The organism is Agrococcus sp. BE272 (genome assembly GCF_031457935.1).
Lineage (GTDB): Bacteria > Actinomycetota > Actinomycetes > Actinomycetales > Microbacteriaceae > Agrococcus > Agrococcus sediminis.
The window spans coordinates 1,175,094-1,199,417 of the sequence record NZ_JAVDXL010000001.1; the positions used below are offsets into that span (position 1 = coordinate 1,175,094).

A 24,324-nucleotide genomic window follows, 5' to 3' on the forward strand; every position below is an offset into this window, starting at 1 on the left:
TGAGGCATGGCTAGCAACGACTGGTTCGACAAGGACTTCTACGCGGTGCTCGGCGTCGCCAAGGACGTCAGCGCCGCCGACCTCAAGAAGCAGTACCGCAAGCTCGCCCGCCAGTTCCACCCCGACTCCAACCCGGGCGACGCGGCCGCGGAGGCGCGCTTCAAGGAGATCTCCGAGGCGCACGCCGTGCTCTCCGACCCGAAGCAGCGGCAGGAGTACGACGCGATCCGCGCGATGGCCGGTGGTCGTCCTCGGTTCGCGCCGGGCGGCGCGGGCGGCTTCGAGGACGTCTTCGGCGGCTTCGGCGGCGGCCCGCGCGTGCAGTACTCGCAGGGCGACTTCGAGGATCTGCTCGGCGGCATGTTCGGCGGGGCCGGCGGCTTCGGCGGCGCGGGCGGCTTCGGCGCGCGCCGGCCGGCCAAGGGCCGCGACGTCACCGCGCGGGCCGCGCTCGACTTCACGTCGGCGGTGCAGGGCGACACCCTCAAGCTCACGGTCGGCGGCCGCACCATGACGGTGAAGGTGCCCGCGGGCGTGCACGACGGGCAGAAGATCAAGCTGGCCGGCAAGGGCGACCCGTCGCCCACCGGCGGCGAGCCCGGCGACCTCATCCTCACGGTGCAGGTGCGGCCGCATCCGGTCTTCACCATGGACGGCCTCAACCTGCGCCTCGACGTGCCCGTGACGTTCGCCGAGGCGGCGCTCGGGGCGACGATCGAGGTGCCCACGCTCGGCGGCAACCCGGTGCGGCTCAAGGTCGCGCCGGGCACCCCCTCGGGCCGCGTGCTGCGCGTCAAGGGTCGCGGCGTGGCCGGCAAGAAGGGCACGGGCGACCTGCTCGCCACCATCCAGGTGGCGGTGCCGACGCACCTCACCAAGGAGCAGGTCGAGCACCTCGAGGCGTTCGTGGCCGCGGGGCCGAGCGAGTCGCCGCGCGCCGACCTGCTCGCGAAGGCACGGACCGACTGATGCGCGGCGTGCCGGAGGGCCTCGACGAGACGTCGCCGATCTTCTCGATCGCGGCGGCCGCCGAGCTCGCCGGCCTGCACGCGCAGACGCTGCGGCAGTACGACCGGCTCGGGCTCGTCGAGCCCGCACGCACCGCCGGCAACACGCGCCGCTACTCGATGCGCGACGTCGGCCGGCTGCGGCAGGTGCAGCTGCTGTCGGCCGAGGGCGTCTCGCTCGAGGGCATCCGGCGCATCCTCGCGATGAGCGACGAGAACCGCGAGCTGCGCGCGCGCGTGCGCGAGCTCGAGTCGGCGCTCGCGGATGCGGTGATGCAGCAGCAGGGACGCCGCGTCTTCGCCGCCGGCGCGACCGGCATCACCACGATCCGCGCGGGCGCGCGCCCGTCGAAGCCCGGCTCGATCGTGCTCTGGCGCGGCGGGCGCGGGTAGCCGGCCCTGCCGGGTCCCGGTCACTCGGCCGGCGCATCCGGACTTCCGGTACCGATCTGCGGGTCTCCCGGACGGGCACCCGCGGATCGGTACCGGAAACCCGCGCGTTCCCTGCCCGCGAGGCGAGCGGATCCTGGGCCGGAGATGCGGGCCGGATGCCATGATGCTGACCGTGACCGACCCCGCAGCCCCGCCGCCGCCGGGCACCGACACCCCGGTGCCGACGGACGCCGCGGCGCGCGCGGCCGCCGCGGGTCGCGCTCGGCAGGTGTCGGCGGCGTCGGCGCCGGGCCGTGATCGGCTCGTGCCCGCGACCGCGCTCGAGAGCCGCGCCGCCGAGCGCGCACGGCTGCGGCGCGAGCGCCTCAGCATGCCGGGGATGGTCGGGGCCGGCTCCGTCGTGCACGGCTCGGTCGTCTCCGGCGCCTTCGTGCCCGGCGCGGCGCCGCCCGTGCCCAACCCCGCGGCCGGCATGGCCGGGGGAGCGCGGGTGATGCCGCCCGGCCTCGTGCCGGCGGTCGCCGACTCGATGCCGCCGCGGCTCGTGCCGCAGCAGTGGGGGCCGCAGCCCGGGCCGTACGGGATGGTCTACGGCGGAGCGCCGTACGGCGCGCCTCCCACCGGGCCGCAGCAGGGCACCTTCGCCGTGGCATCCGCCGCGTACGCGCGCCAGCCGGGTCAGCCCGGGCCCTACGGCGCGGCGCCCTACCCGACCGGCCCCTCCTCGCCCGGGCCCTACGGCGCCGGGCTTTACCCGCCCGCGCCGGTCTTCATCGTGCCCCCGCGCATCCGCTGGACGACCCCGCAGCGCCGCGCCGCGATCCTCGGCTCGTGGGCGGGCCAGACGGTCATGGCGCTCGCGACGCACTTCCTCACCGCGTTCGTGCTCATCGTCGGGTTCGCGTTCCTGCTGCACATCTCGGGCGAGCCGGTCGACGAGTTCGAGGCCGACTCGTGGACGGCGATCGTCTCGCGCTGGTCGATGCCCGACCGGGTGTGGGCGACCGCGCTCATCGGCCTGCTGCTCGGCGGCGTCGGGCTCGCGCTCGGCTGGCTGCTGAGCGCCCTCTGGGCGCGCTCGGCGGGGCTCGCGAAGCCGCACCGCTCCGCGTGGCTCGCGTGGCTGTGCACGACTGCGGCGACCGGCTTCGTCGGCATCATGCTGTGGCCGCTCGTGCTGTTCGGCGGCATGATCTCGGTGATCGCGAGCTCGTCGTCGTCGCTCACGATCGGGTCGATGTGGTCGATGCTGTTCTGGGCGATGGCGCTCGCGGTGGTGCTGACGGGGCTCGTCGGGCTGCTGTTCGGCTGGCTGTTCCTCTCGACCGCGAGGCCGCGGGTCGACCTCGTGGGCCTCATGGCCGAGGAGGAGGCGCGGCAGCGGGCCGCCGACGAGGCCGAGCTCACGGCCGTGCGGCTGCGCGGGGAGCCCGCGTGAGCCCACGCCCGCGCACGGCGGCGCGGCCGGATCCGCTGCGCCCCGAGCAGCGCGCCGCGGTGCGCGCGGCCGGCGCGACGGGCCTCGCGCTCGTCGCCACGGGAGCGGGCCTCGCGTGGGGGCTGCTCGTCGTCGCTATCGCGCTCGCGGTGCTGCGCGCGGCGGTCATCGACCTGTTCGACGACCGCGAGTGGGGCATGGCGGTCGTGCGCTGGATCGAGGGGCTCGACGCGTCGTGGCTCGTGCCGATCGTGCTCGCGCTCGTGCTGCTCGCGGTGGGCCTCATCGCGCTCGGCTGCTGGTGGAGCACGCGGCGGATGCGCCGGGCCGGCGTCGTCGGCGCGGCCGCGGTCACGCTGCGGGGCGCGGCCCTCGGCACCGGCCTGCAGGCGGTGCTGTCGACGCTGTCGAGCTGGCTGCTCGGGCTGCTCGTGCTGCTCACCGGCGTGGTCGGCGCCTGGATCGTCGCGGCGCTCTGGGTGGTGGCCGGGGCTGCGCTGTCGGCGCTCATCGGCTGGCTCGCCGGGCCGCGCACGTGGCTCGCGATCGCGCGGCGCGAGGCGCGGCGGGCGGCCGCGACCGCGGCGGCGGCGGCGCCCGAGGGATCCCGGCCGAGCGTGCTGCCGCCGGGGTAATCCGAACGGGATCCCGCAGCGGCGGGGATGCTCCGGACATGACGCGGCGCCCCCGTCCGCAGACGAGGGCGCCGCATCCGCCGCGTCAGGACCGCGTCACGGCCGAGTCAGGACTCGGTGCTGGAGCCCGCGGCCGCCGGCGTCTGGCTCGACGGTGCCTGGTTCTCGCCCGAGCCGCCCGCGCTGAGCTGCGACTGGCGGTCGCGCTGCTCCACCGTGATCTTGCGCGGCTTCGCGCGCTCGGCGACCGGGATCGTGAGCATGAGCACGCCGTGCTCGTACGACGCCTCGATCCTCTCGAGGTCGACGTCGCTGCCGAGGCCCAGCTGCCGCATGTAGCGGCCGGCGGGCCGCTCCTGCGCGAGCCACTGCGCGCCGTCGGCGGAGCCGATCGTGCGCTCGGCCTGGATCGTCAGCGTGTTCGCATCGACGTCGAGGTCGATCGAGCCCGGGTCGACGCCCGGCAGGTCGACGTTGACGATGTAGTGGTCTCCTGCGCGGTAGAGATCCATCGGCATCCAGCTCGACGAGCGCTCGGTGCCTCCGCTCGTCAGCAGGCGGGCGGCCATGCGGTCCATCTCGCGGAAGGGATCGAAGGTCAGTGCCATGACAACCACCTCCTCAGCTTCGGGCCGTCGCCCCCATGCGACGGTCCCCGGTGTCTGTGGCAGCCCCTCGGAGCGTGCCCCGCGGAGCGCCTCGATTTTAGCACTCTCGGTGGGAGAGTGCCAGGTCTCGCAGTCTGCTCCCACCCTTGCGCGCGGGCGCCTCGCCGCCCATGCTCGATACCGTCGCCGCGCTCGGGCACGGGCGCGGCACCGAGGCGAGGGGGCCGAGCATGCGACTGGTCGCGCACGAGTTCATGACGCTCGACGGCGTCATGCAGGGCCCAGGCGGCGCCGAGGAGGACACCGCGGGCGGCTTCCGGTGGGGCGGATGGGTCGCACCGGCGTTCGACGAGACCGTCAGCTCGGTCGTCACCGGCTGGTTCGAGCGCACCGACGAGCTGCTGTTCGGCCGCACGACCTACGACATGATGGCCGCCTACTGGCCGCTCGTGACCGACCTCGCCGACCCGGTCGCGCAGCGGCTCAACACCGCGCCGAAGCACGTCGTCTCGACGACGCTGCGCCTCGAGGACGCCCCGTGGGAGCGCACGGCGTCGGTCATCGCCGCCGACGTGCCGCAGCGCATCCGCGATCTCAAGGCGCTCGGCGACGGCGAGCTGCAGGTGCACGGCTCGTGGCAGCTGCTGCAGACGCTGCTCGACGAGGCGCTGCTCGACGAGCTGCGCCTCATCGTCTTCCCTGTGGTCGTCGGGCGCGGCAAGCGGCTCTTCGACGACGTGCAGCGCCCGTCGGGCTTCGAGGTGGCGGATGCACGGGTCGCGCCGAGCGGCGCGGTGGCGATGACGCTCACGCCGGCGCCGTTCCGCACCGCGACCTACGAGGTGGTCGACGGCAAGGAGGTCATGGTCGAGGAGTAGCCGGCGTCGGCCGTCCGGGTCGGTGCCGCCCGCGTCAGTCGCCGCGCGCGGCCCGCGCGAGCAGGCGCCCGGCCGAGCGCACGCGCACGGGTCGGCAGCCCGCATCCGTCAGCCCCTTGACGATCGCCGGCTCGCGGCTCGCGAGGATGAGCCCGCGCTTCACGAGGAACGCGGGGCTCTTGCGGCGCTCGCGGAGGTCGCGCGCGAAGCGCAGGCCCATCGTCACCCAGCGCGAGCGGCGCACGCAGATCGCATCCGCGAGGATGCCGCGCCGCTCGGCCTCGGCCACGACCTCGGCGACGAAGATGCCCTCGGCCACGAAGAGCGAGGCGCCCTCGAGCGCCACCTCGTGCACGCCGGCCGATGCGCTGCGGGAGATGTCGTAGACGGGCGCGGCAGTGCGGCCGGTGCGGGCGAGCTCCTCGAGCGCGGCGAGCGCGCGGTCGCGGTGCCACGAGCCCGGGTGGTCCCAGTCGACCTCACCGGTCTCGAGCCGGGGGAGCTCGGGGTCGTCGCCCTCGCGGTAGTAGTCGTCGAGCCGCAGCAGCGGCAGCCCCGAGCGCTCGGCGATGCGCGACTTGCCGGAGCCGGAGGCCCCGCCGATGAGCACGACGCGCGCGAGGGGCTCGGCGTCGGAGGGCATGGGCTCCATCTTCCCACGGCGGGGCGGGCGCTGCCGCCGCCGTGGCCGCCCCGCCCGCCGCCGCCGCGCGCCCGCGCGCCCTGCCGCCGCCGCGCACAACGCAAGCCCGCGGGGCCGTGTCGGCGGCGATCGGGGCGACCGCCCCGCACCCTCCGCGGAATCGCCGGATCGGGCTTGCGTTGTGCGCGGCCCGCCGCGCGGCGGCCGGCTCAGTCCGCGTCGTCGAGGAAGCGCTCGAGGAGGCCCGTCATCACGGCGGGCTGCTCGGAGTGCACCCAGTGCCCCGCGCCCTTGACCGTCACCCGGCGCACGCGCGGGAACCGCGCCTCCATCTCGTCGCGGAACTCGTCGCGCACGTAGCCGGAGTCGGCGCCCGCGATCCACAGCACCGGCCCCTCGTAGACCGCGTCGGTCTCGGGGAAGCCGCGCAGCGCATCGAGGTCGCGCCGCAGCACCTCGAGGTTCGGCAGCCAGCGCCAGCCGTCGCCGTCGCGCTGCAGGTTCTGCAGCAGGAAGGCGCGGATGCCCGGGTCGGGCACGGCGGGCGCGAGGGCGGCGTCGGCGTCGGCGCGGGAGGCGATCGCGGCGAGGTCCATGCCGAGCATGGCGTCCATGAAGCCGCGGAACTCGTCGCTCGATCGGTAGGAGACGGGCGAGACGTCGACGACGCAGAGCCGCTCGACCCGCTCGGGGTGGCGGAGCGCGGCGAGCATCGCCGCCTTGCCGCCCATCGAGTGGCCGACGAGCGCGGCCGGCTCGTCGATGGTCGCGGCGACCGCGTCGGCCATCTCGGCGTAGTCGACCCGCTCCGTCCACGGCGAGCGGCCGTGGTTCGGCATGTCGACGAGCGTCACGCGGTGCCGGTCGGCGAGCGCCTTGCCGATCTGCATCCAGTTGCGGCCCTGGCCGAAGAGGCCGTGGCAGAAGAGCACGGGCGACCCCTGCTCGCCCAGGCGGGTCGTGTGGAGGTCGCCCGTCGTCATGGCTCCACGGTAGCCGTCAGGGTGTGACCTGGCCCCCAGGGTTCGGCACCGCAGGGCACGGGATGTTGTCCATCGGCAGGAACGTGACGACGCCGTTGGACGCCTCCCAGACGACGCCCGGCGAGGCGGCGCTGCAGTGCGCCTGGGCCCATGCCTGGCTGATCGGGCCGGTGACCGTGGGGCCGACGTCGCCCGGAGGGTCAACCACCTGGCTGTGCGCGTCGGCGGCGAGCGGGCCGCCCAGCACGAGCGCGGCCGCCAGGGCGGTCGTCGCGAGGACCTTGCGGATCATGGCTGCTCCTTCATCGGATCGGATGCACTTCCATGGCGGCCGCTGGCCGGCTCGATCGTGACCTCGAGGCCGCATCGGCGGCCGTCGGCGGTGATCCTACGCCGCGCCGGGCCGCGGGGCGAGGGGTCTCCTCCGGAGGATCCGCTCACGCGGCGCGGGAGCGCCGCGCCCGGGCGCGCGCGATCGCGACGAGGGCGGCGCCGCCGAGCAGCACGGTCGCCGCGATGACGGCGCTCATGATCGCGACCCCGCCGTAGCCGGTGTCGTAGCCGGCCGGATCGAGGAACGGGTACGGGTACCAGTACGGGTTGCCGGTCGCCTGGTCGAGCGTGGCGGGCCCCCGCAGCAGGGTGTAGGCGAGCCACACGACGGGGAAGACCGCGACGATCGCCAGGTCGGCGAAGCGCACCTGGCGCGGGCGGCTCGCGAGCCAGTCGACGAGCATCCACACCGGCGCCACGAGGTGCAGCACCTCGTTCGACCAGCCGAGCGTCGCGCCCTGCGGCAGCTCGATGCCGCGCAGCAGCGTGTTGTAGACGATGCCGGTCACGACCATGTACGTCGTCGCGCACAGCACCAGCACGTCGAAGCGCCGACCGATGCGCGGGCGCCCGAGCTGCGCGGCGACGAGCACCGCGAGCACGACCATGGCCAGCACGTTCGACTCGATCGTGAAGAAGCTGAAGAAGTTGAGCAGGTCGAGCGGGATCGACGCGTCGCCGCGCGCGGTCCAGAAGGCGATGCTCGTCATGAGCTGTCCGACGATGGCCGCGAGGATCGCGAGCGCCATGACGGCGCGGCCGACGAGCAGGAGGCGGCGGATGCGCGAGGCCCGGACGGGCGTGGTCGCCTGCGTCTGCGAGGTCGTCATGCGCGCTCCTGGGCTCGGCACGGCGTCGAGGGCGGGCGCCCTGGCACGTCTCCCGCGAGCCTAGCCCGCGTCGCCGTGGCCGGGTCAGCCGCGGTGGAGCGACCGCCGGCGCGCGATGCCGATGAGGCCGCCGGCGACGAGCAGCAGCGCGGCCGTGATCGCGAGGCACGTCGTGGCGACCCCGAAGGCGCCGTTGTCGTAGGTCGCGGGATCCAGGTGCGGATACCAGTACGGGTTGCTCGCCGCCTCCTCGGGCGTGCTCGGGGCGCGCAGCAGCGTGTAGCCGAGCCACGTCGCCGGGAACACCACGACGGCCGCGAGATCGCGCCGGTGCACGGCGCGCGCACCCGCGGTCACGGCCCAGTCGACGAGCATCCACGCCGGCGCGATGACGTGCAGCACCTCGTTCGCCCACACGAGGGTCGCGCCGTCCGGCAGCTCGATCGGGCGCATGAGCGCGTTGTAGACGACGCCCGTGACGACCATGCAGGTGGTCGTCGCCAGCAGCACGACGTCGAAGCGGCGACCGAGCCGGACGGGCCGGGCCTGCGCGAGGGCGAGGGCGACGAGCAGGGCCATCGACGCCGTGTTCGACAGCACGGTGAAGAGTGAGCCGTACGCGACGAGGTTCACGGCGAGGTCGGTCGCCCCGCGCTCGCCCCAGAACTGCAGGCTCGTCAGCAGCTGCCCGAGGAGCGCGGCTGCGATCAGGGCCGCCATGCCGAGGCGCGCCGTGAGGAGCGTGCGGCTGCGGAGGTCGCTCGTGACGCGGACGTCTTCCTTGACAGTCATCCACCTCACCCTAGGAGGGGCGCCGCGCGGCTCCGAGCCGGTGTCCGCCGCGTTGAGGTCGGCTTGAGGCGATCTTGAGGAGCGACCGCGCGCGGATGCGGATGCCGTCCACAGCGTGCGGATGCCGGTCGGCGAAGCCCTCGCCGACCGGCATCCGGGTGCGTGGCCGCTACCTGCGCGCGGTGGAGCCCACCTCGAAGCCCGCGCGGTCGACCCGGCGGTGGAAGCGCATGCCGGCGAGGCCGCCGAGCACGGCGCCGATGAGCGCCACGACGGCGACGACGAGCGCCGAGATGATCGTGGCGGTCGTCGCCTGGTCCTCGGGCAGCGGCAGCGTCGGCATCGAGCCCGGCGGAACCGCGAAGTTCTGGCCCGCGACGAGGCCGACGATCGCGGCGAGGATCGCGATGACCACGGCCCACACCCACACGGCGACGCCCTGCTTCGCGCCGTCGAACCGGGCCATCCGCCCGGCCACGTACCCGCCGCAGTAGTAGCCGACGAACCAGATCGCCAGCAGGATGACGATGCCCCAGATGCCGGTCGTGTCGAGGTTCTGCTGCGCGTCCTCGACGACGTCGTCGACGCCGCCCGACAGCGATGCGACGAGCGCCACGATCGCCGCGGCGAGCGCGGTGAGCAGCACGACCGCGCCGGTGGCGGTGAGCCAGCCGAAGAAGGCCGAGCCGACCTTGACGCCGCCGAACCGCTCGCGCTCGCGCGCGACGACGACCTCGCGGTCGTGCCGCGGGTCGACGCCCAGCGGCTCGTCGACGACCCGTCGCTCGCGCACGTCGGCGACGCCGTCGCCGTCGCGGTCGGCGAGGTCGTGCCGTCGCTCGCGCACGTCGGCGACGCCGTCGCCGTCGCGGTCGGCCAGCCCGTGCCTGCGCTCGCGCTCGTCGGGGACGCCGTCGCGGTCGAGGTCGCGGTCGTGCCGCGGCAGCTCGCGCGTGCGCTCGTCGTGCTCGGCCGCGATGCGGCGGTCGCGGTCGTCGGTCGGGTCGAGCGGCCGGTCGGTTGGGTGGCCGGCGGCGCGCCGGTCTGCATCGGAGGGGTAGGGCTCGCCCCGACGGGCGGGGTCCTCAGGGCCGGTGGTGGTCATGTCGCTCTCCTCGCCTCGTGCACGTCTGCGTGCTCGATCGGCCGTCGTGGACGGCGTCGTGTCCCCCAGTATCGGGCGCGGGGCGGCTCCCGCCCCGTTTTCCCAGACGGCGTCCAGGCTCGGGCGACGCCCCGCGCTCGCGCGCCAGACATCCCTCTAGGCAACGCACCCCATCCGGAGTAAACTTGAGTCAACACCACTCAAGTTTGGATGCGAGGGTCGCCGGGGGAGGCGGGCAGCGCACGAAGGGGGAACCACATGGCACGGATGGGCGGCATGATGCCCGGCCAGGACGACCAGCAGTCGGCGCTGGAGCAGTTCGGCACCGACCTGACCGCGATCGCGCGCGCAGGCCGGCTCGACCCGGTGATCGGGCGCGACAGCGAGATCCGGCGCATCAGCCAAGTGCTGTCGCGGCGCACGAAGAACAACCCCGTGCTCATCGGCGAGCCCGGCGTCGGCAAGACCGCCGTCGTCGAGGGCCTCGCGCAGCGCATCGTCGCCGGCGACGTGCCCGAGAGCCTCAAGGGCAAGTCGCTCGTCTCGCTCGACGTCAACGCGATGATCGCCGGCAGCAAGTACCGCGGCGACTTCGAGGAGCGCATGAAGAACGTGCTCGCCGAGATCGCGAAGGCCGAGGGCCGCATCATCACGTTCATCGACGAGCTGCACATCATCATGGGCGCCGGCGCCGCCGAGGGCAGCCAGGGCGCGAGCAACATGCTCAAGCCGATGCTCGCGCGCGGTGAGCTGCGCATGATCGGCGCGACCACGCTCGACGAGTACCGCGAGTTCATCGAGAAGGACGCCGCGATGGAGCGGCGCTTCCAGCAGGTGTACGTGGGCGAGCCGAGTGTCGAGGACACCGTCGCGATCCTGCGCGGGCTCAAGGAGCGCTACGAGGCCCACCACAAGGTGACGATCGCCGACAGCGCCCTCGTCGCCGCCGCATCCCTCTCGAACCGCTACATCACCGCCCGGCAGCTGCCCGACAAGGCGATCGACCTCATCGACGAGGCGGCGAGCCGGCTGCGCATGGAGATCGACTCGGCGCCGACCGAGATCGACCAGCTGCGCCGCACCGTCGACCGCATGGAGATCGAGCGGCTCGCGCTCAAGCGCGAGAAGGACGACGCCTCGAAGGAGCGCCTCGCGCAGCTCGAGGAGACCCTCGCGGGCCTGCGCGCCGAGCTCGCCGAGCTCGACCAGCGCTGGCAGGCCGAGCGCTCGAGCCTCAACCGCATCGGCGGGCTGCGCGAGCAGCTCGACGAGCTGCGCAGCCGCGCCGAGCGGGCGCAGCGCGAGGGCGACCTCGAGCGCGCCTCTCGGCTGCTGTACGGCGAGATCCCGCAGGTCGAGGCGCAGCTGAAGGCCGCCGAGACGAGCGCGGCCGAGGCCGGTGCGCGCATGGTCGGCGACCAGGTGAGCGCCGACGACATCGCCTCCGTGGTCGCGGCGTGGACGGGCATCCCCGTCGGGCGCCTGCTGCAGGGCGAGACCGAGAAGCTGCTGCGGCTGGAGGACGAGCTGGCCGAGCGCGTCGTCGGCCAGCGCGAGGCGGTCTCGGCGGTCGCGGATGCGGTGCGCCGCACCCGCGCGGGCGTCTCCGACCCCGACAAGCCCACCGGCTCGTTCCTCTTCCTCGGTCCCACCGGCGTCGGCAAGACCGAGCTCGCGAAGGCGCTCGCCGAGCTGCTCTTCGACGACGAGAAGGCGCTCGTGCGCATCGACATGTCGGAGTACGGCGAGAAGCACTCGGTCGCGCGCCTCGTCGGCGCCCCTCCCGGCTACATCGGCTACGAGCAGGGCGGGCAGCTCACCGAGGCGGTGCGTCGCCGCCCCTACTCGGTGATCCTCATGGACGAGGTCGAGAAGGCCCACCCCGAGGTCTTCGACCTGCTGCTGCAGGTGCTCGACGACGGCCGGCTCACCGATGGCCAGGGCCGCACGGTCGACTTCCGCAACACCATCCTCATCCTCACGTCCAACCTCGGCTCGGCGTTCCTCACCGACCCGACGGTGCCGAAGGCGCAGGGCCGCGAGCAGGTGATGGGCGCGGTGCGCGCCGCGTTCAAGCCGGAGTTCGTCAACCGCCTCGACGACATCGTGATCTTCGACGCGCTCTCGCCCGACGAGCTCGGCGCGATCGTCGACATCCAGGTGCACGGCCTCGACCGGCGCCTGCGCGAGCGCAGGCTCACCGTGGAGGTGACGGATGCGGCGAGGCAGTGGCTGGGGGAGCGCGGCTACGACCCGATGTACGGCGCGCGGCCGCTGCGCAGGCTCATGCAGCGCGAGATCGACGACCGGCTGGCGCGGGCGCTGCTCGGCGGCGTCGTGCGCGACGGCGACACGGTCGTGGTCGACGTCGCGCCGGGCGGCTCGGGCCTGTGGGTGGGCCCGGCCGGCGCCGAGCGCCCCGCGCAATGGTCGTTCGACGCCGACACGGTCGACGACGTCGACGACATCGACGTGGTGGAGGGCGAGCCGCTCGACGACGACCGCTGACGCGCGGCGCCGCCGCGCCTCAGCACAACGCAAGCCCGCCCGCCGGATCCTGCGGCAGGATCCGGCGGGCGGGCTTGCGCGCCGCTGATCGGGCACCGCGGGCTTGCGTTGTGCGCCGCGGGTGGGAGGCGCCGGGACGCGGCACCGCCCACGACACGGCATGATCGTTCGGGTGCGCCAGCGCACGGGAACCGGAGGAACGATCGTGGCCGTCGCCTCGCACCTCGATGCCGAGGTCGCCCTGCCGCCGCTCACACCCGGCCCGCACCGCGCCCGGCTGGGCGTCATCTCGATCGTCGCGTGCTTCGGCGGGCTGCTGTTCGGCTACGACACGGGCGTCATCAACGGTGCGCTGCGGCCGATGAGCGCGGCGCTCGGCCTCGACGCGCTCACCGAGGGCGTCGTCACGAGCTCGCTCGTCTTCGCCGCTGCCGTCGGCGCGCTCGTCGGCGGACGGCTCTCGGATGCGCTCGGCCGGCGCCGGATGCTCGTCGCCCTCGCGGTCGTGTTCTTCGTCGGCACGGTCGTGCTCGTGCTCGCGCCCGGCTTCGAGGCGGTCGTGGCCGGCCGGGTGCTGCTCGGCCTCGCGGTCGGCGGCGCGTCGACCGTCGTGCCGGTGTACCTCGCCGAGCTCGCGCCCTTCGAGATCCGCGGCTCGATCTCGGGCCGCAACGAGGTCGCGATCGTCGTCGGCCAGCTCGCGGCCTTCGTCGTGAACGCGATCCTCGGGAGCGCGCTCGGCCACCTCGACGGCGTCTGGCGCATCATGTTCGCCGTCTGCGCGCTGCCCGCGATCGCGCTCTTCGTCGGCATGCTGCGCATGCCCGAGTCGCCCCGCTGGCTCGCGGCCCGCGGCCGGCACGACGAGGCGCTCGCGGTGCTGCGCACGGTGCGCGCCGACGACCGCGCGGTCGCCGAGCTCGCCCAGATCGAGCGTGCGGGCGCGCTGCCCGACGGGAGCCGCCGCGACCGGCTCCGCCTCGCCGAGGTGCTGCGCATCCCGTGGCTCCGCCGCATCCTGCTCATCGGCATCGGGGTGGGCGTCGCGCAGCAGCTCACCGGCATCAACTCGATCATGTACTACGGCCAGACGGTGCTCGTGGAGTCGGGCTTCTCGGCCCAGGCGGCGCTCATCGCCAACGTCGCCCCGGGCGTCATCGCGGTGGTCGGCGGCCTCGTGGCGCTCGCGATGATGGATCGCCTCGACCGCCGCACGACGCTGCTCATCGGCTTCTCGCTCACCACGCTGTGCCACGTGCTCATCGGGGTCGCCTCGGTCGCGCTCGAGCCGGGGCACCCCATCCGCCCCTTCGTGATCCTCGCGCTCGTGGTGGCCTTCGTCGGCGCGATGCAGACGTTCCTCAACGTCGCGACCTGGGTCTACCTCTCGGAGGTCTTCCCGCAGCGCATGCGCGGGCTCGGCATCGGCATCGCCGTCTTCGCGCACTGGCTCGCGAACGGCGCGATCGCGCTCGGCTTCCCGTCGCTCATCGGGGCGGTCGGGATCACCGGCACGTTCTTCCTCTTCGCGGCCGTCGGCGCGGTCGCGCTCGCGTTCATCGCCACGCAGGTGCCCGAGACGCGCGGCCGCTCGCTCGAGCGGCTCGAGCACGAGCTCGCCGCCGGCAGGCCGCTCGCGCGCCGCCGCTGACCGCGCGTCAGTGGAACGGGCAGCGCGAGCCCGACCGGGCGGCGGATGCGGCGCGCACGACGCCGCCGGAGGCGGGCTTCGTGGGCAGGCGGCGCCGGCTCACGTGCAGCCGCTCGCCGAGGATCGACAGCCGCGGGTCGCTGAGCGCGGCGATCGCGGCGGCGAGTCCCGCGATGGCGATCTTCTCGCCCGGGCAGCGGTGGCCGGTCGACGGGTGCCCGCCGCCGTGCGGGATGAAGGCGGCGATCGCCTCGAAGTCGTCGACGCCGACGAAGCGCTCGGGGTCGAACTCGTCGGCCCGCTCCCACGAGCGCTCGTCGGTGTCGGTGCCGAGGATGTCGATGAAGACGCGCCCGCCCGCCTCGAGCCGCTCGCCGTCGAGCTCGACGTCGACGATCGCCTCGGCCGGCAGCATCGGCACGAACGGGGCGGTGCGGCGCACCTCCTGCGCGAAGGCGGTCGCGAGCGGGCCCTCGGTCAGGCGGCCGCGCTCGGCGGTCTCGGCGGCGATGCGCTCGCGCCAGGCCGGCCGGTCGTGCAGCTCCTTCGCGGCGAACGCGACGAACCGCGCGACCGCGATCGTCGGCCGCAGCACGTTCTGCAGCTCGACGCCCGCGAGCCGCGCCGCGAGCAGCTCGCCGTCGGGCCCGCGGTGCCACGCCCACTCGTGGAGCGCGGTGCCCTCGGCGGCCTCGATCGTGCCGGCGCGCGCCGCCTCGATCAGCTCCTCCGCGTGCCGGTCGCACCACCGCCGGTTGAGCGCGGCGAGCAGGAACTCCGGCGAGTAGGGCACGCCGAACCCGTCGACGATCTGCGCCTCGCGCGCCGCCCAGCGCGTCTTCGCCTCGGCGGTGCCGGGCAGGCCGGCCCAGCGCATGATCGCGCGGCCGAGCGCGCCGACCGCGGCGTCGTAGGCGGAGCGCTCGCCGCCCGCGACCCACGCGTCGACCTCCGCCCGCCACTCCCGCTCGAGGTGGGGCAGCAGGCGCTCGACCTGCGCGTCCTCGTAGGCGACGTCGAGGAACGTCGCCTTGCGGTGGCGGTGCGCCGCCCCATCGAGGGAGTGCACCGAGCCGTGCCCGAAGAGCGTCTCCTGCACGAACGCCGGCATCGCGCCGTGCCGGCGCATCCGCTCCTCGTCGTAGAACAGGTCGACGCCCTCGGCGCCGCGCACGAGCAGCGAGGGCCGGCCGAGCAGCCGCAGGGGCACCGCCCGGGCGGCCGCCCCGCGGGCGCGGCGCCAGATGTGGGCGCCGAAGTCGTAGCCCTTCGCGACGAACGCGAGGGTGTCGTCGGAGGTGGGGGCGTTCGCCATGGGGTCCGTCCTTCCGTCCCGCCCGACGCTAGCCCTGCCGCCTGACCGCGCCCCGAGCGGCCTCCGGCGTCGGCCCTGGCCGATGTCAGACCCCACCTGCTAGGCTGGTCGCACTGCGTGAGCCGGGCGTCGAAGCCCCTCACCTGCGTCGTTGAACGCTCCTCTCTCCATCCGGCTCCCGGATGTCGATGAACCTTCCACGGCGAACGATCGCGGCCACCGCCGCGCTCGCCGAATCTGCGTCGACGCATCCACCCAAGAATCCGCCTGCACGAGTGTGCAGCGACCACGGATGCGCGCGCACGCTCACAGAAAGAGCAACCTTGACCGACATCACCACCACCGCGCCCACGCCGACCTTCGCCGAGCTGGGCGTGCCCGCCAAGCTCGTCACGGCCCTCAAGGCGATGGACCGCGAGCACCCGTTCCCGATCCAGGCCGACACCCTGCCCGACACGCTCGCAGGCCGCGACGTGCTCGGCCGCGGCAAGACCGGCTCCGGCAAGACCCTCGCGTTCGCCATCCCGCTGGTCGCCCGCCTCTCGGGCGAGCTCGCCGGCGGCGGCCGCCGCAAGGGCCTGCCGCTCGGCCTGGTGCTCGCGCCGACCCGCGAGCTCGCCACCCAGATCGCGGCGACGATCGCACCGCTCGCCAAGGCATCCGGCCTCACCGTCACCACCATCTTCGGCGGCGTCTCGCAGCGCCCGCAGGAGCAGGCGCTCCGCGCCGGCGTCGACATCATCGTCGCCTGCCCGGGTCGCCTCGAGGACCTCATCAACCAGGGCGTCGCATCGCTCTCGGCGATCGAGATGACCGTCATCGACGAGGCCGACCACATGGCCGACCTCGGCTTCCTGCCGGTCGTCACGAAGATCCTCGACAAGACCCCCTCCGGCGGCCAGCGCATGCTGTTCTCGGCGACCCTCGACAACGGGGTCGACAAGCTCGTCAAGCGCTTCCTGCAGAACCAGGTCATGCACTCGGTCGACGAGGCGCACTCGCCCGTCGCCGCGATGACGCACCACGTGTTCGAGGTCGCGCCCGACGACAAGAACCTGCTCGTGCGCCGCCTCGCCTCGGGCGAGGGCCGCCGCATCCTCTTCACCCGCACGAAGCACCAGGCGAAGAAGCTCGCGAAGCACCTCACCGCGTCGGGCATCCCCGCCGTCGACCTGCACGGCAACCTGTCGCAGAACGCCCGCGACCGCAACCTCGCGCAGTTCTCCGACGGCACCGTGCGCGTGCTCGTGGCGACGGATGTCGCCGCCCGCGGCGTGCACGTCGACAACGTCGAGCTCGTGGTGCACGTCGACCCGCCCATGGAGCACAAGGCCTACCTGCACCGCTCGGGCCGCACGGCGCGCGCGGGCTCGGAGGGCGACGTCGCGACCGTGATGCTGCCCGCGCAGCGCCGCGACACGATGACGCTGCTGCGCAAGGCCGAGATCTCGGTGCCCGCGCAGATCGTCACGGCGTCGTCGGATGCGGTCGACCAGCTCGTCGGACCGTACGCCCCGCACGTGGCGCCGGTCCCGGGCGGCCCCGGCTCCGGCAACGAGATCCAGCAGCCGCAGGGCGCCGGCCGCTCGGGCGGCGGCCGCGGTCGCGGTCGCGGCAGCCGTGACGGCGTCGCGGGCTCCGGCGCGCACGGCGCCGGCGCCGGCACCGCCCGCTCCGAGCGCCCCCGCAAGGACCGCTCGGGTCGTCCCGAGACCAAGGGCGGCGCCGGCGCTGCCGGCGGCCGCGGCGGCCAGGGCGGCGGCGCCCGCTCGGGCGGCGCCCGTTCCGGTCAGCCGGCCCGCCAGGGCGGCCGCTCCGGCGGCCAGGGCGGCGCACCCCGCGGCGGCTCGTCCGTGGCGTGGTCGTCGACCGGCGGCGGCTCGCTGCAGTCCGGCGGCAGCGCCGGCGGCGGCGCCCGCCGCGCCCCGCGCCGCGCGCAGGGCTGACGCCCCACCGCACCCCGCGCATCCGCGCACGGAACGGCCCTCGGCTCACCGCCGGGGGCCGTTCCGCGTCCGCGGGCGCAGATGTAGGGGCAGTGGCTGTCATCGCGGGGTGATGCGAGCACTTGGCCCTATATCTGTGGGGAGGCGAGGTGCGTTGCGGCGCAGCGGAGGGCGGCAGCCGCGCGAGGTGCGGGAGGCGCGCCTCCCGGCTCAGCGCGCCGCGAGCACCGCCGCGCCGATCGCCGCCGCGTGGTCGCCGAGGCGCGCGAGCTCGAGCCGGCGCGGCTGCGGCACGCCCTGCAGCGGCGCGTGCGCGGCGAGCTCGCGCTCGATCACCGGCAGCAGCAGGTCGGCGGCGGCGAGCATGACGCGGCCGCCGAGCACGACGACCTCCGGGTCGAAGGCGGGCAGCAGGCGGCGGAGCCCCGCCGCCACGGCCCATCCGGCCCGCTCCATGACGGCGAGCGCCGTCGCATCCCCGGCCCGCGCCGCGCGCTCGAGGTGCAGCGCCGTCGGGCGGCCGCCCGGCGCGAGCGCCACCGCCGCCGGCACCGCCGCCGCGTCGCGCGCGAGCGCGTTGCCGCCCGCGTAGGCCTCGATGCAGCCGCGCGCCGTGCACGAGCACACCGGCCCCGACTCGTCGACCGTCACGTGGCCGAGCTCGCCCGCGAGGCCGTGCGCGCCGAGCAGCGGCCGCCCGTGGGCGACGAACGCGCCGCCCACCCCGGTGCCGAGCGCGATGAGGATCGACGACGACGCATCCGCCGCCGCGCCCATCGCCGCCTCGCCGACGAGGTAGCCGTTGGCGTCGTTGTCGATCGTGACCGGCACGCCGAGCCGCTCGGCGAGCGCCGAGCGCAGCGCGAAGTCGCGCACGCCGAGGTGCGCGGCCCAGATGATCGACTCGCGGTCGCGCGGCATCCACGCGGCGATCGCGAGGCCGACGGCGGCGACGGGCGGGCGGCCGAGGTCGGCGAGCTGCGCGTCGAGCTCGCGGACGGCGCCCTCGAGCGCGTCGAGCAGCGCCTCGGGGCCGTGGATGCGGTGGGGCCGGTGGGTGCGCACGAGCACGTCGTCGAGCCCGCGGGCAGAGGTCGCCGAGGCGCCGCCGCCGGGGCGCGCGGCGAGCGCCACCCCCGCGATCTTCGTCCCGCCCACGTCGAGGCCTGCGATCGTCACGCTCCCATCCTGCCGTGCCGCAGCGCTCGCGCGGCCCGGGCGTCGCATCCGCCGACGACGCATCCGCGCGCCGCGCCCGAGCATCCCTCGCCTCCGGGCCCGCAGGCGGCAGGATGGCCCCATGCGGCTGGCGACCTGGAACATCCTGCACGGCAGGACCCACGCCGACCCCGCCGTCGACGAGGACCGGTTCCGCCGCGCGATCGCCGACCTCGACGCCGACGTGCTCGCGCTGCAGGAGGTCGACCGCGGCCAGTCGCGCTCGGGCCACATCGACCTCACCGCGGTCGCGGCGGAGGCCATGGGCGCCACGGCGTCGCGCTTCGTGCCGACCGTCATCGGCGATCCCGCACGGCCCTGGCGGCCTGCGGGCGACGACGACCTCGACGCGACCGCCGACGCCTACGGCATCGCGCTGCTGTCGCGCTACCCGGTGCTGCGCTGGCACGTGCACCGGCTGCCGCCCGCGCCGATGTTCCGTGCCCCGGTCGTCGACCCCGAGACGCACCGCGTGGTGTGGCTGCGCGACGAGCCGCGCGCGATCGTCGCGGCGACGATCCGCGCGCCGCACGGCGTCTGGACGATCGCGTCGGCGCACCTGACCTTCGTGCAGGGCACGAACGCGCAGCAGCTGCGCCACGGGATGCGGTGGCTGCGCACGCTGCCCGGACCGCGCGTGCTCATGGGCGACCTGAACCTGCCGCCCGGGATGGCACGTCGCGTGGCGCGCGCGCGGCTGCTGGCCCGGGGCGCGACCTACCCCTCGCACCGCCCGCTCGTGCAGCTCGACCACGTGCTGAGCGCCGACCAGCTGCCGCCGTCCCGGCAGGCGCGCGCGCCGCGCCCGGCGTTCTCCGACCACCTGCCGGTCGTCGTCGACTTCTAGCGGCCGCGGGCCGCCCGCCGGCCCGCCCGACGGGATGCGCGGCTCGCGCCGCCCGGGCACACTGGAGCCATGCGGATCCTGGTGACAGCGTTCGAGCCGTTCGGCGGCGACCCGGAGAACGCGAGCCTCGAGGCGGTGCGGCGGCTCGCCGACGCGTGGGCGGCCGACCCGCAGCCGGGCGCCGAGCTCGTCACCGGCACGCTCCCGGTCGCCTTCGGCGCCGCCGGCCCGGCGCTGCGGGCGCTCGTCGACGAGCACCGGCCGGATGCCGTGCTCGCGGTGGGCGAGGCGGGCGGCCGCCGCGCGATCACGCCCGAGCGGTGGGCGGTCAACGAGGACGACGCGCGCATCCCCGACAACGCGGGCGACCAGCCGCGCGGCACCCCGATCGACCCCGCGGGCCCGGCCGGGCGGCCCTCCGGCTTCGACGTCGACGCGCTCGTCGGGGCCATCCTCGCGGTGGGCCTCCCCGCCGACGCGAGCGACGACGCGGGCCGGTTCCTCTGCAACCACGTCGCCTACCTCGTCGCCGGGCTCGACGTGCCGGGCGGCTTCGTGCACGTGCCGGCGGTGCGCACGAGGGGCACCGCGGGCGTCGGCGACGAGACCGACCCCGGCGCCTCGGCCGACGCATCCGCCATCACCCACGAGGGCAGGCGGCTCACCTTCGACGACCTCGCGCTCGGGCTCGCGGCCGCCGTGCGCTCGATCGCGCACGGGGACAGCGCGGCGCACGAGCACGCGCGCGAGGCGCCGCGCGTCGACCGCGCCGGCACCGTCATCGCGGCGGCGCCCGACCGCGTCTACGCGGCGCTGCTCGACGCCGAGGCGCTCACCGCGTGGCTGCCGCCCGAAGGTGCGACCGCCGTGATCGAGGGGCTCGACGCGCGCGAGGGCGGCGGCTTCCGCGCCGTGCTGCGCTTCGACGACCCGGTCGACCCGAAGACCGACGAGGCGACGGATGCGTCGCGCGTCACGTTCGTCGAGCTCGTGCCGCACGAGCTCGTGGTGCAGCGGGTCGCCTTCGAGTCGGCCGAGGAGCGCTTCCGCGGCGACATGCTCATGACGTGGCGGATGCAGCCGGTCGCGGCGGGCACGCGGGTCACGGTCTCGGCGGCCGACGTGCCGCCGGGCATCTCGCCCGAGGACCACGAGCTGGGGCTCGGCCAGTCGCTCGCGAAGCTCGCGGCGTACCTCGAGGGGCAGCGGGGCGACTAGCGGGGCCGCCGGCCGCGGCAGCGGCGCTCAGTCGGCGCTGGCTGCTCCGGCGGCGGCCGCGGCGCGCTCGACCCAGCGCGGCGTCTCGCCGTAGCGCTGCGGCGGGATGAGCCGGCCCGCGGCGGAGTCGTCGGCGAGCTGCCGCGCGCGCTGCTCTCGCGTCGCCTCGCGCTTGGCGCCGAGCACCCAGGCGACCGCCGTGCGGCGGTAGCCGGCCGGCGCCTCGGCGAGGAACGCGCGCGCCGCCGCCGACGCGTCGAGGTGCTGCTGCAGCTCGGGCGGCAGCCGCTGCTCGCCGCGCTCGTACGCGTAGACGCCCGTCGCCTCCTCCCTCCTCGCCTCGAACGCCGCGATGCCGACCGGGCGCATCCGCCCCTCGGCCAGCAGCCGCTCGACGTGCGCGACGTTCACCGCCGACCAGGTCGACGAGCGCTTCCTGGGCGTCCAGCGCTGGCGGCGCGCGTCGCCGTCGATGCGCTGCGAGAGCGAGTCGATCCAGCCGAAGCAGAGGGCCTCCGGCACCGCCTCGGCCCACGTGGGGCCGCGCGGCTCGACGTGCTTGGCGTTGAGCCCCATCCAGAGCTCGGCGGCGGTCTCGTGATGCGCCTCGAGCCACGCGCGGAACTCGGCCGCGTCGCGGAAGAACACCGCCGGGCGCTCGGCCGAGCCGCCCGGTGTGCCGATGCGTGCGGATGCGTCGCTGGCCATGCGCTCAGCATCGCACCGACCTGCGACCTGGAGTTGAACCCTGGGAGACAGCCAGTTGACTTCCAGGAAGGGGGGACGACTATGGGGGACAAGTCAGTGCCATCGGAGGCACCGCCTCCACGTCAGACGGAATGGATGGATCATGACCGACGCATACCAGCCCAACGACCAGCTCCACCGACCCGGCGGCATCCCGCCCGAGGCGGAGCCGGTCTTCGGAACCCCGACCGTGCCGCCGACGCGAGCGCCCGGTCAGTCGGAGCACAGCACGAAGGACACGGCGAAGGAGGAGGCCGCGCACGTGCGCGACACCGCCGCGGAAGCGGGCCGCAACGTCGCCGGCACCGCCAAGGAGGAGGCCCGCAACGTCGCCGGCGAGGCGAAGCAGCAGGCGCGCCACCTGTGGGACCAGACGATGCACGAGGCGCGGGGCCAGGCGAAGGCGCAGACGCAGCGCGCGGCCGACGGCATGCACACCTTCGGCGGCGACCTGCGCAAGATGGCCTCGGAGTCCGGCCAGCAGGGCCTCGCAGCGCAGCTCGCCGGCGAGGTCGGCGACCGCGTCGACGCGGCGGCCAACTGGCTCGACGGGCGCGAGCCCGCCGACCTGCTCGACGAGGTCAAGCGCTACGCGCGCCAGCACCCCGGCACCTTCATCGCCATCGCGGGCGTCGCCGGACTCGTCGTCGGCCGGCTCACGCGCGGCATGATCGGCGACGCGCAGGACCAGGCGAAGGGCACCTCGACCGCCCGCCACGCCGACTCCACCTCGGTCGCGGGCATCCGCTCGCCGGAGGCCCGGCCCGGCGGCTCGACGCAGGGCGTCGTCACCGACTGGGACGTCCCGGCGCAGACGGGCCACCAGCCGCACGGCACCGGCATCCCCGCGAGCACCGGCATGCCGGGCAGCACGGGCATCCCGCCGGCCACCGGCGTGCCGACGGCCACGCCCAGCGGCGTCCCGACGACGGGCACCGGTGTCCCCGGCAGCCAGGGCGACCCGACCACGCGGAGGGAGGGCGGACTGTGACCGACCCCACCACCGGCATGCGCGGAGCGCACGCCGCGCATGAGGATCCCGCCGTCGCGGCGGCCGAGACGCCCGCGGAGGAGCGGGCGGCCTCGCAGTCGCTCGGCGACATCGTCGGCGACCTGATGCGCGACACCTCGACCCTCATGCGCCAGGAGATCGCCCTGGCGAAGGCCGAGGCCAAGGAGCAGGCGACCCGTGCGGGCAAGGGCGCGGGGATGCTCGGCGGCGCCGGCTACGCAGGCGGCCTCGTCATCCTGTTCCTGTCGCTCGCGCTCATGTTCGCGCTCGGCGACTGGCTCGAGCACCTCGGCTGGGGCGCGCTCATCGTGGGCGTGCTCTGGGCGATCGTCGCCGCCGTGCTCTACACGCAGGGCCGCAAGGAGCTCGCGAAGGTCGAGCCCATGCCCGAGACGGTCGACTCCGTCAAGCACATCCCCGACATCACGCACACGAAGGAGGAGAACCGATGAACGAGACACCTGAGGAGATCCGCGCGCGGATCGAGCGCACCCGCGCCGAGGTCAGCGGCGACGTCGACGCACTGGGCGAGAAGGTGTCGCCGAGCGGCATGGTCGGTCGCCAGACCGAGCGCATCAAGGGCCGGTTCGGCGACGTCAAGGACCGCGTGTTCGGCGTCGACGACCACGACCCCGGAGCCGTCGGGCGGATGGGCGACGACGTGCAGGGCGCGATCGGCCACGCCGGCGAGAGCGTCCGTGACGGCGCCGACCGGGCCGTCCGCAAGGCGAAGGGCAACCCGCTCGCCGTCGGACTCATCGCCTTCGGCGTCGGCGCGCTCGTCGCCTCCCTCATCCCCGCGAGCGACAAGGAGAAGGAGGTCGCGAGCAAGGTGAAGGAGGGCGCGCAGCCCCTCGTCGACGGCGCGAAGGATGTCGCCCAGGAGATGGGCGAGCACCTGAAGGAGCCCGCGCAGCAGGCGGCGCAGTCCGTGAAGGACACGGCGCAGCAGGCCGGCGAGCACATCAAGGGCGACGCGCAGTCGGCCGCCAAGGACGTGCAGGACGACGCGCAGCGCGCCCGTCAGCACGTGCAGGACGAGGCGCAGCGCTAGCCGCTCCGCCGCACGACCCGAGGCCCCGGCGGAGGACCGCCGGGGCCTCGTCGTGCGCCGGCCGCGTCGCGCCGGACGGGCGCGCGCCTACGCGCCGACGGCCTCCCGCACGGCCTGCGCCAGCGCATCCACGTCGTCCTCGGTCGTGTCCCACGTGCACATCCAGCGCACCTCGCCGGCCGGGGCGTCCCAGTCGTAGAAGAAGAAGCGCTCGCGCACCCGGTCGGCGACGCCCTCGGGCAGCCGCGCGAAGACGCCGTTCGCCTGCGTGGGGTAGGCGAACCCGACGCCGGGCACCTGCTCGACCGCGGTCCGCAGGCGCGTCGCCATGGCGTTGGCGTGCGCGGCGCTCTCGCGCCACAGGTCGCCCTCGAAGAGCGCGACGAGCTGCGCCGAGATGAAGCGCATCTTCGACGCGAGCTGCATGTTGAGCTTGCGGAGGTACAGGAGGCCCTCGCCAGCGCCCTCCGAGAGCACGACGACCGCCTCGGCGCCCATCGCGCCGTTCTTCGTGCCGCCGAGGGAGAGGATGTCGACGCCCGCGTCGGTCGTGAACGCGCGCAGGTCGGTGCCGAGCGAGACCGCCGCGTTCGACAGCCGCGCGCCGTCGACGTGCAGCAGCATGCCGCGCTCGTGCGCGTGGTCCGCGATCGCCCGGATCTCGTCGGGGGTGTAGAGCGTGCCGAGCTCGGTCGACTGCGTGATCGAGACCGCGAGCGGCTGGGCCCGGTGCTCGTCGCCCCAGCCCCACGCCTCGAGGTCGATGAGCGCAGGCGTGAGCTTGCCGTCGGGCGTCGGCACGGTGAGCAGCTTCATGCCGCCGACGCGCTCGGGAGCGCCGCCCTCGTCGACGTTGATGTGCGCGCTCTTCGCCGCGATCACCGCGCCCCACCGGGGCAGGAGCGACTGCAGCGCGAGCACGTTCGCGCCGGTGCCGTTGAAGACCGGGAACGCCTCGGCGGCGTCGCCGAAGTGGCCGCGCACGACCTCCTGCAGCCGCGCCGTGTAGTCGTCGGCGCCGTAGGCGGTCTGGTGGCCCCCGTTGGCCGCGGCGACGGCCGCGAGCACGGCGGGGTGCACGCCGGAGTAGTTGTCGGAGGCGAACCCGCGGCGATCCGCGTCGTGGAGCTGCTGCACGGGACGATCCTCGCAGACGAGCTGAT

At 75.0% G+C, this 24,324-nt stretch carries 24 protein-coding genes; 13 read left to right on the top strand and 11 right to left on the bottom strand.

Annotated features, from left to right (window positions below; genetic code table 11):
• The first annotated feature begins 6 nt into the window (after positions 1-6).
• The 4 genes from J2X49_RS05700 to J2X49_RS05715 all read left to right on the top strand — a co-directional run bounded on the left by J2X49_RS05700 (position 7) and on the right by J2X49_RS05715 (position 3,473).
• Positions 7-969, top strand: a complete 963-nt coding sequence (locus J2X49_RS05700; protein WP_310123591.1) for a DnaJ C-terminal domain-containing protein — start codon at positions 7-9, stop codon at positions 967-969.
• The gene (locus tag J2X49_RS05705; RefSeq protein WP_310123592.1) at positions 969-1,400 is read left to right on the top strand and encodes a heat shock protein transcriptional repressor HspR; all 432 of its coding nucleotides are present in this window, start codon (positions 969-971) and stop codon (positions 1,398-1,400) included. Before J2X49_RS05700 ends, J2X49_RS05705 begins: the two co-directional genes overlap by 1 nt.
• Positions 1,401-1,572: 172 nt before the next feature.
• Positions 1,573-2,838, top strand: coding sequence for a hypothetical protein (locus tag J2X49_RS05710; protein ID WP_310123595.1), 1,266 nt, complete (start codon positions 1,573-1,575; stop codon positions 2,836-2,838).
• On the top strand, positions 2,835-3,473 hold the full coding sequence (locus tag J2X49_RS05715; protein WP_310123596.1) for a hypothetical protein: 639 nt from the start codon (positions 2,835-2,837) through the stop codon (positions 3,471-3,473). Before J2X49_RS05710 ends, J2X49_RS05715 begins: the two co-directional genes overlap by 4 nt.
• Before the next feature lie 107 nt (positions 3,474-3,580).
• Here J2X49_RS05715 and J2X49_RS05720 read toward each other — a convergent pair whose 3' ends face one another.
• Positions 3,581-4,081 carry an Hsp20/alpha crystallin family protein gene (locus tag J2X49_RS05720; protein ID WP_310123598.1) on the bottom strand — a complete coding sequence of 167 codons (501 nt, stop codon included), beginning with the start codon at positions 4,079-4,081 and terminating at the stop codon, positions 3,581-3,583.
• A gap of 230 nt (positions 4,082-4,311) precedes the next feature.
• Between J2X49_RS05720 and J2X49_RS05725 the strand changes: the two genes are divergently transcribed.
• A complete protein-coding gene (locus tag J2X49_RS05725; protein WP_310123601.1) occupies positions 4,312-4,959 on the top strand; it encodes a dihydrofolate reductase family protein in 648 nt (215 codons plus the stop codon).
• A 34-nt stretch (positions 4,960-4,993) separates the two neighbouring features.
• On the opposite strand, the gene J2X49_RS05730 is transcribed toward J2X49_RS05725, so the two are convergent.
• The 6 genes from J2X49_RS05730 to J2X49_RS05755 form a co-directional block, all read right to left on the bottom strand.
• A complete protein-coding gene (locus tag J2X49_RS05730) occupies positions 4,994-5,602 on the bottom strand; it encodes an ATP-binding protein (RefSeq protein ID WP_310123604.1) in 609 nt (202 codons plus the stop codon).
• Between the two features lie 209 nt (positions 5,603-5,811).
• Complete coding sequence (locus J2X49_RS05735) at positions 5,812-6,585, bottom strand: alpha/beta fold hydrolase (RefSeq protein ID WP_310123607.1); 774 nt, start codon at positions 6,583-6,585, stop codon at positions 5,812-5,814.
• 16 nt (positions 6,586-6,601) lie between these two features.
• Positions 6,602-6,877 carry a hypothetical protein gene (locus tag J2X49_RS05740; RefSeq protein ID WP_310123608.1) on the bottom strand — a complete coding sequence of 92 codons (276 nt, stop codon included), beginning with the start codon at positions 6,875-6,877 and terminating at the stop codon, positions 6,602-6,604.
• 145 nt (positions 6,878-7,022) lie between these two features.
• Complete coding sequence (locus J2X49_RS05745; RefSeq protein WP_310123611.1) at positions 7,023-7,748, bottom strand: Pr6Pr family membrane protein; 726 nt, start codon at positions 7,746-7,748, stop codon at positions 7,023-7,025.
• Positions 7,749-7,832: 84 nt separating this feature from the next.
• Entirely contained in the window at positions 7,833-8,540 is a 708-nt protein-coding gene (locus tag J2X49_RS05750) for a Pr6Pr family membrane protein (protein ID WP_310123613.1), read from the bottom strand.
• 169 nt (positions 8,541-8,709) lie between these two features.
• The gene (locus J2X49_RS05755; RefSeq protein WP_310123615.1) at positions 8,710-9,645 is read right to left on the bottom strand and encodes a hypothetical protein; all 936 of its coding nucleotides are present in this window, start codon (positions 9,643-9,645) and stop codon (positions 8,710-8,712) included.
• A 258-nt stretch (positions 9,646-9,903) separates the two neighbouring features.
• Here J2X49_RS05755 and J2X49_RS05760 point away from each other — a divergent pair, with 258 nt between their 5' ends.
• Positions 9,904-12,153, top strand: coding sequence for an ATP-dependent Clp protease ATP-binding subunit (locus J2X49_RS05760; protein WP_281440018.1), 2,250 nt, complete (start codon positions 9,904-9,906; stop codon positions 12,151-12,153).
• A gap of 205 nt (positions 12,154-12,358) precedes the next feature.
• Positions 12,359-13,804 carry a sugar porter family MFS transporter gene (locus J2X49_RS05765; protein WP_240671425.1) on the top strand — a complete coding sequence of 482 codons (1,446 nt, stop codon included), beginning with the start codon at positions 12,359-12,361 and terminating at the stop codon, positions 13,802-13,804.
• A gap of 7 nt (positions 13,805-13,811) precedes the next feature.
• Here the strand turns inward: J2X49_RS05765 and J2X49_RS05770 are convergent, their stop codons facing one another.
• Entirely contained in the window at positions 13,812-15,119 is a 1,308-nt protein-coding gene (locus J2X49_RS05770; RefSeq protein ID WP_246992570.1) for a cytochrome P450, read from the bottom strand.
• Between the two features lie 407 nt (positions 15,120-15,526).
• Here J2X49_RS05770 and J2X49_RS05775 point away from each other — a divergent pair, with 407 nt between their 5' ends.
• A complete protein-coding gene (locus J2X49_RS05775; RefSeq protein WP_310123986.1) occupies positions 15,527-17,065 on the top strand; it encodes a DEAD/DEAH box helicase in 1,539 nt (512 codons plus the stop codon).
• Between the two features lie 210 nt (positions 17,066-17,275).
• On the opposite strand, the gene J2X49_RS05780 is transcribed toward J2X49_RS05775, so the two are convergent.
• Complete coding sequence (locus J2X49_RS05780; protein WP_310123630.1) at positions 17,276-18,244, bottom strand: ROK family protein; 969 nt, start codon at positions 18,242-18,244, stop codon at positions 17,276-17,278.
• A gap of 121 nt (positions 18,245-18,365) precedes the next feature.
• Here J2X49_RS05780 and J2X49_RS05785 point away from each other — a divergent pair, with 121 nt between their 5' ends.
• Together J2X49_RS05785 and J2X49_RS05790 are read left to right on the top strand one after the other, a co-directional pair.
• Complete coding sequence (locus J2X49_RS05785) at positions 18,366-19,130, top strand: endonuclease/exonuclease/phosphatase family protein (RefSeq protein WP_310123632.1); 765 nt, start codon at positions 18,366-18,368, stop codon at positions 19,128-19,130.
• 69 nt (positions 19,131-19,199) lie between these two features.
• Positions 19,200-20,348 (top strand): SRPBCC domain-containing protein, encoded by a 1,149-nt coding sequence (locus tag J2X49_RS05790; RefSeq protein WP_310123634.1) that lies wholly within the window; start codon positions 19,200-19,202, stop codon positions 20,346-20,348.
• A gap of 27 nt (positions 20,349-20,375) precedes the next feature.
• Here J2X49_RS05790 and J2X49_RS05795 read toward each other — a convergent pair whose 3' ends face one another.
• On the bottom strand, positions 20,376-21,056 hold the full coding sequence (locus J2X49_RS05795; protein ID WP_310123637.1) for a YdeI/OmpD-associated family protein: 681 nt from the start codon (positions 21,054-21,056) through the stop codon (positions 20,376-20,378).
• 142 nt (positions 21,057-21,198) lie between these two features.
• Here J2X49_RS05795 and J2X49_RS05800 point away from each other — a divergent pair, with 142 nt between their 5' ends.
• From J2X49_RS05800 to J2X49_RS05810, 3 genes are read left to right on the top strand one after another with little or no spacing between them, the layout of a single operon-like run.
• Positions 21,199-22,086 carry a hypothetical protein gene (locus tag J2X49_RS05800; protein ID WP_310123639.1) on the top strand — a complete coding sequence of 296 codons (888 nt, stop codon included), beginning with the start codon at positions 21,199-21,201 and terminating at the stop codon, positions 22,084-22,086.
• A 17-nt stretch (positions 22,087-22,103) separates the two neighbouring features.
• Positions 22,104-22,559: a phage holin family protein gene (locus J2X49_RS05805; RefSeq protein WP_246993425.1), complete on the top strand. Its 456-nt coding sequence runs from the start codon at positions 22,104-22,106 to the stop codon at positions 22,557-22,559.
• Entirely contained in the window at positions 22,556-23,161 is a 606-nt protein-coding gene (locus tag J2X49_RS05810) for a DUF3618 domain-containing protein (protein ID WP_128190723.1), read from the top strand. Before J2X49_RS05805 ends, J2X49_RS05810 begins: the two co-directional genes overlap by 4 nt.
• Before the next feature lie 87 nt (positions 23,162-23,248).
• On the opposite strand, the gene J2X49_RS05815 is transcribed toward J2X49_RS05810, so the two are convergent.
• Positions 23,249-24,298, bottom strand: coding sequence for a low specificity L-threonine aldolase (locus tag J2X49_RS05815; RefSeq protein WP_310123645.1), 1,050 nt, complete (start codon positions 24,296-24,298; stop codon positions 23,249-23,251).
• Positions 24,299-24,324 lie beyond the last annotated feature (26 nt).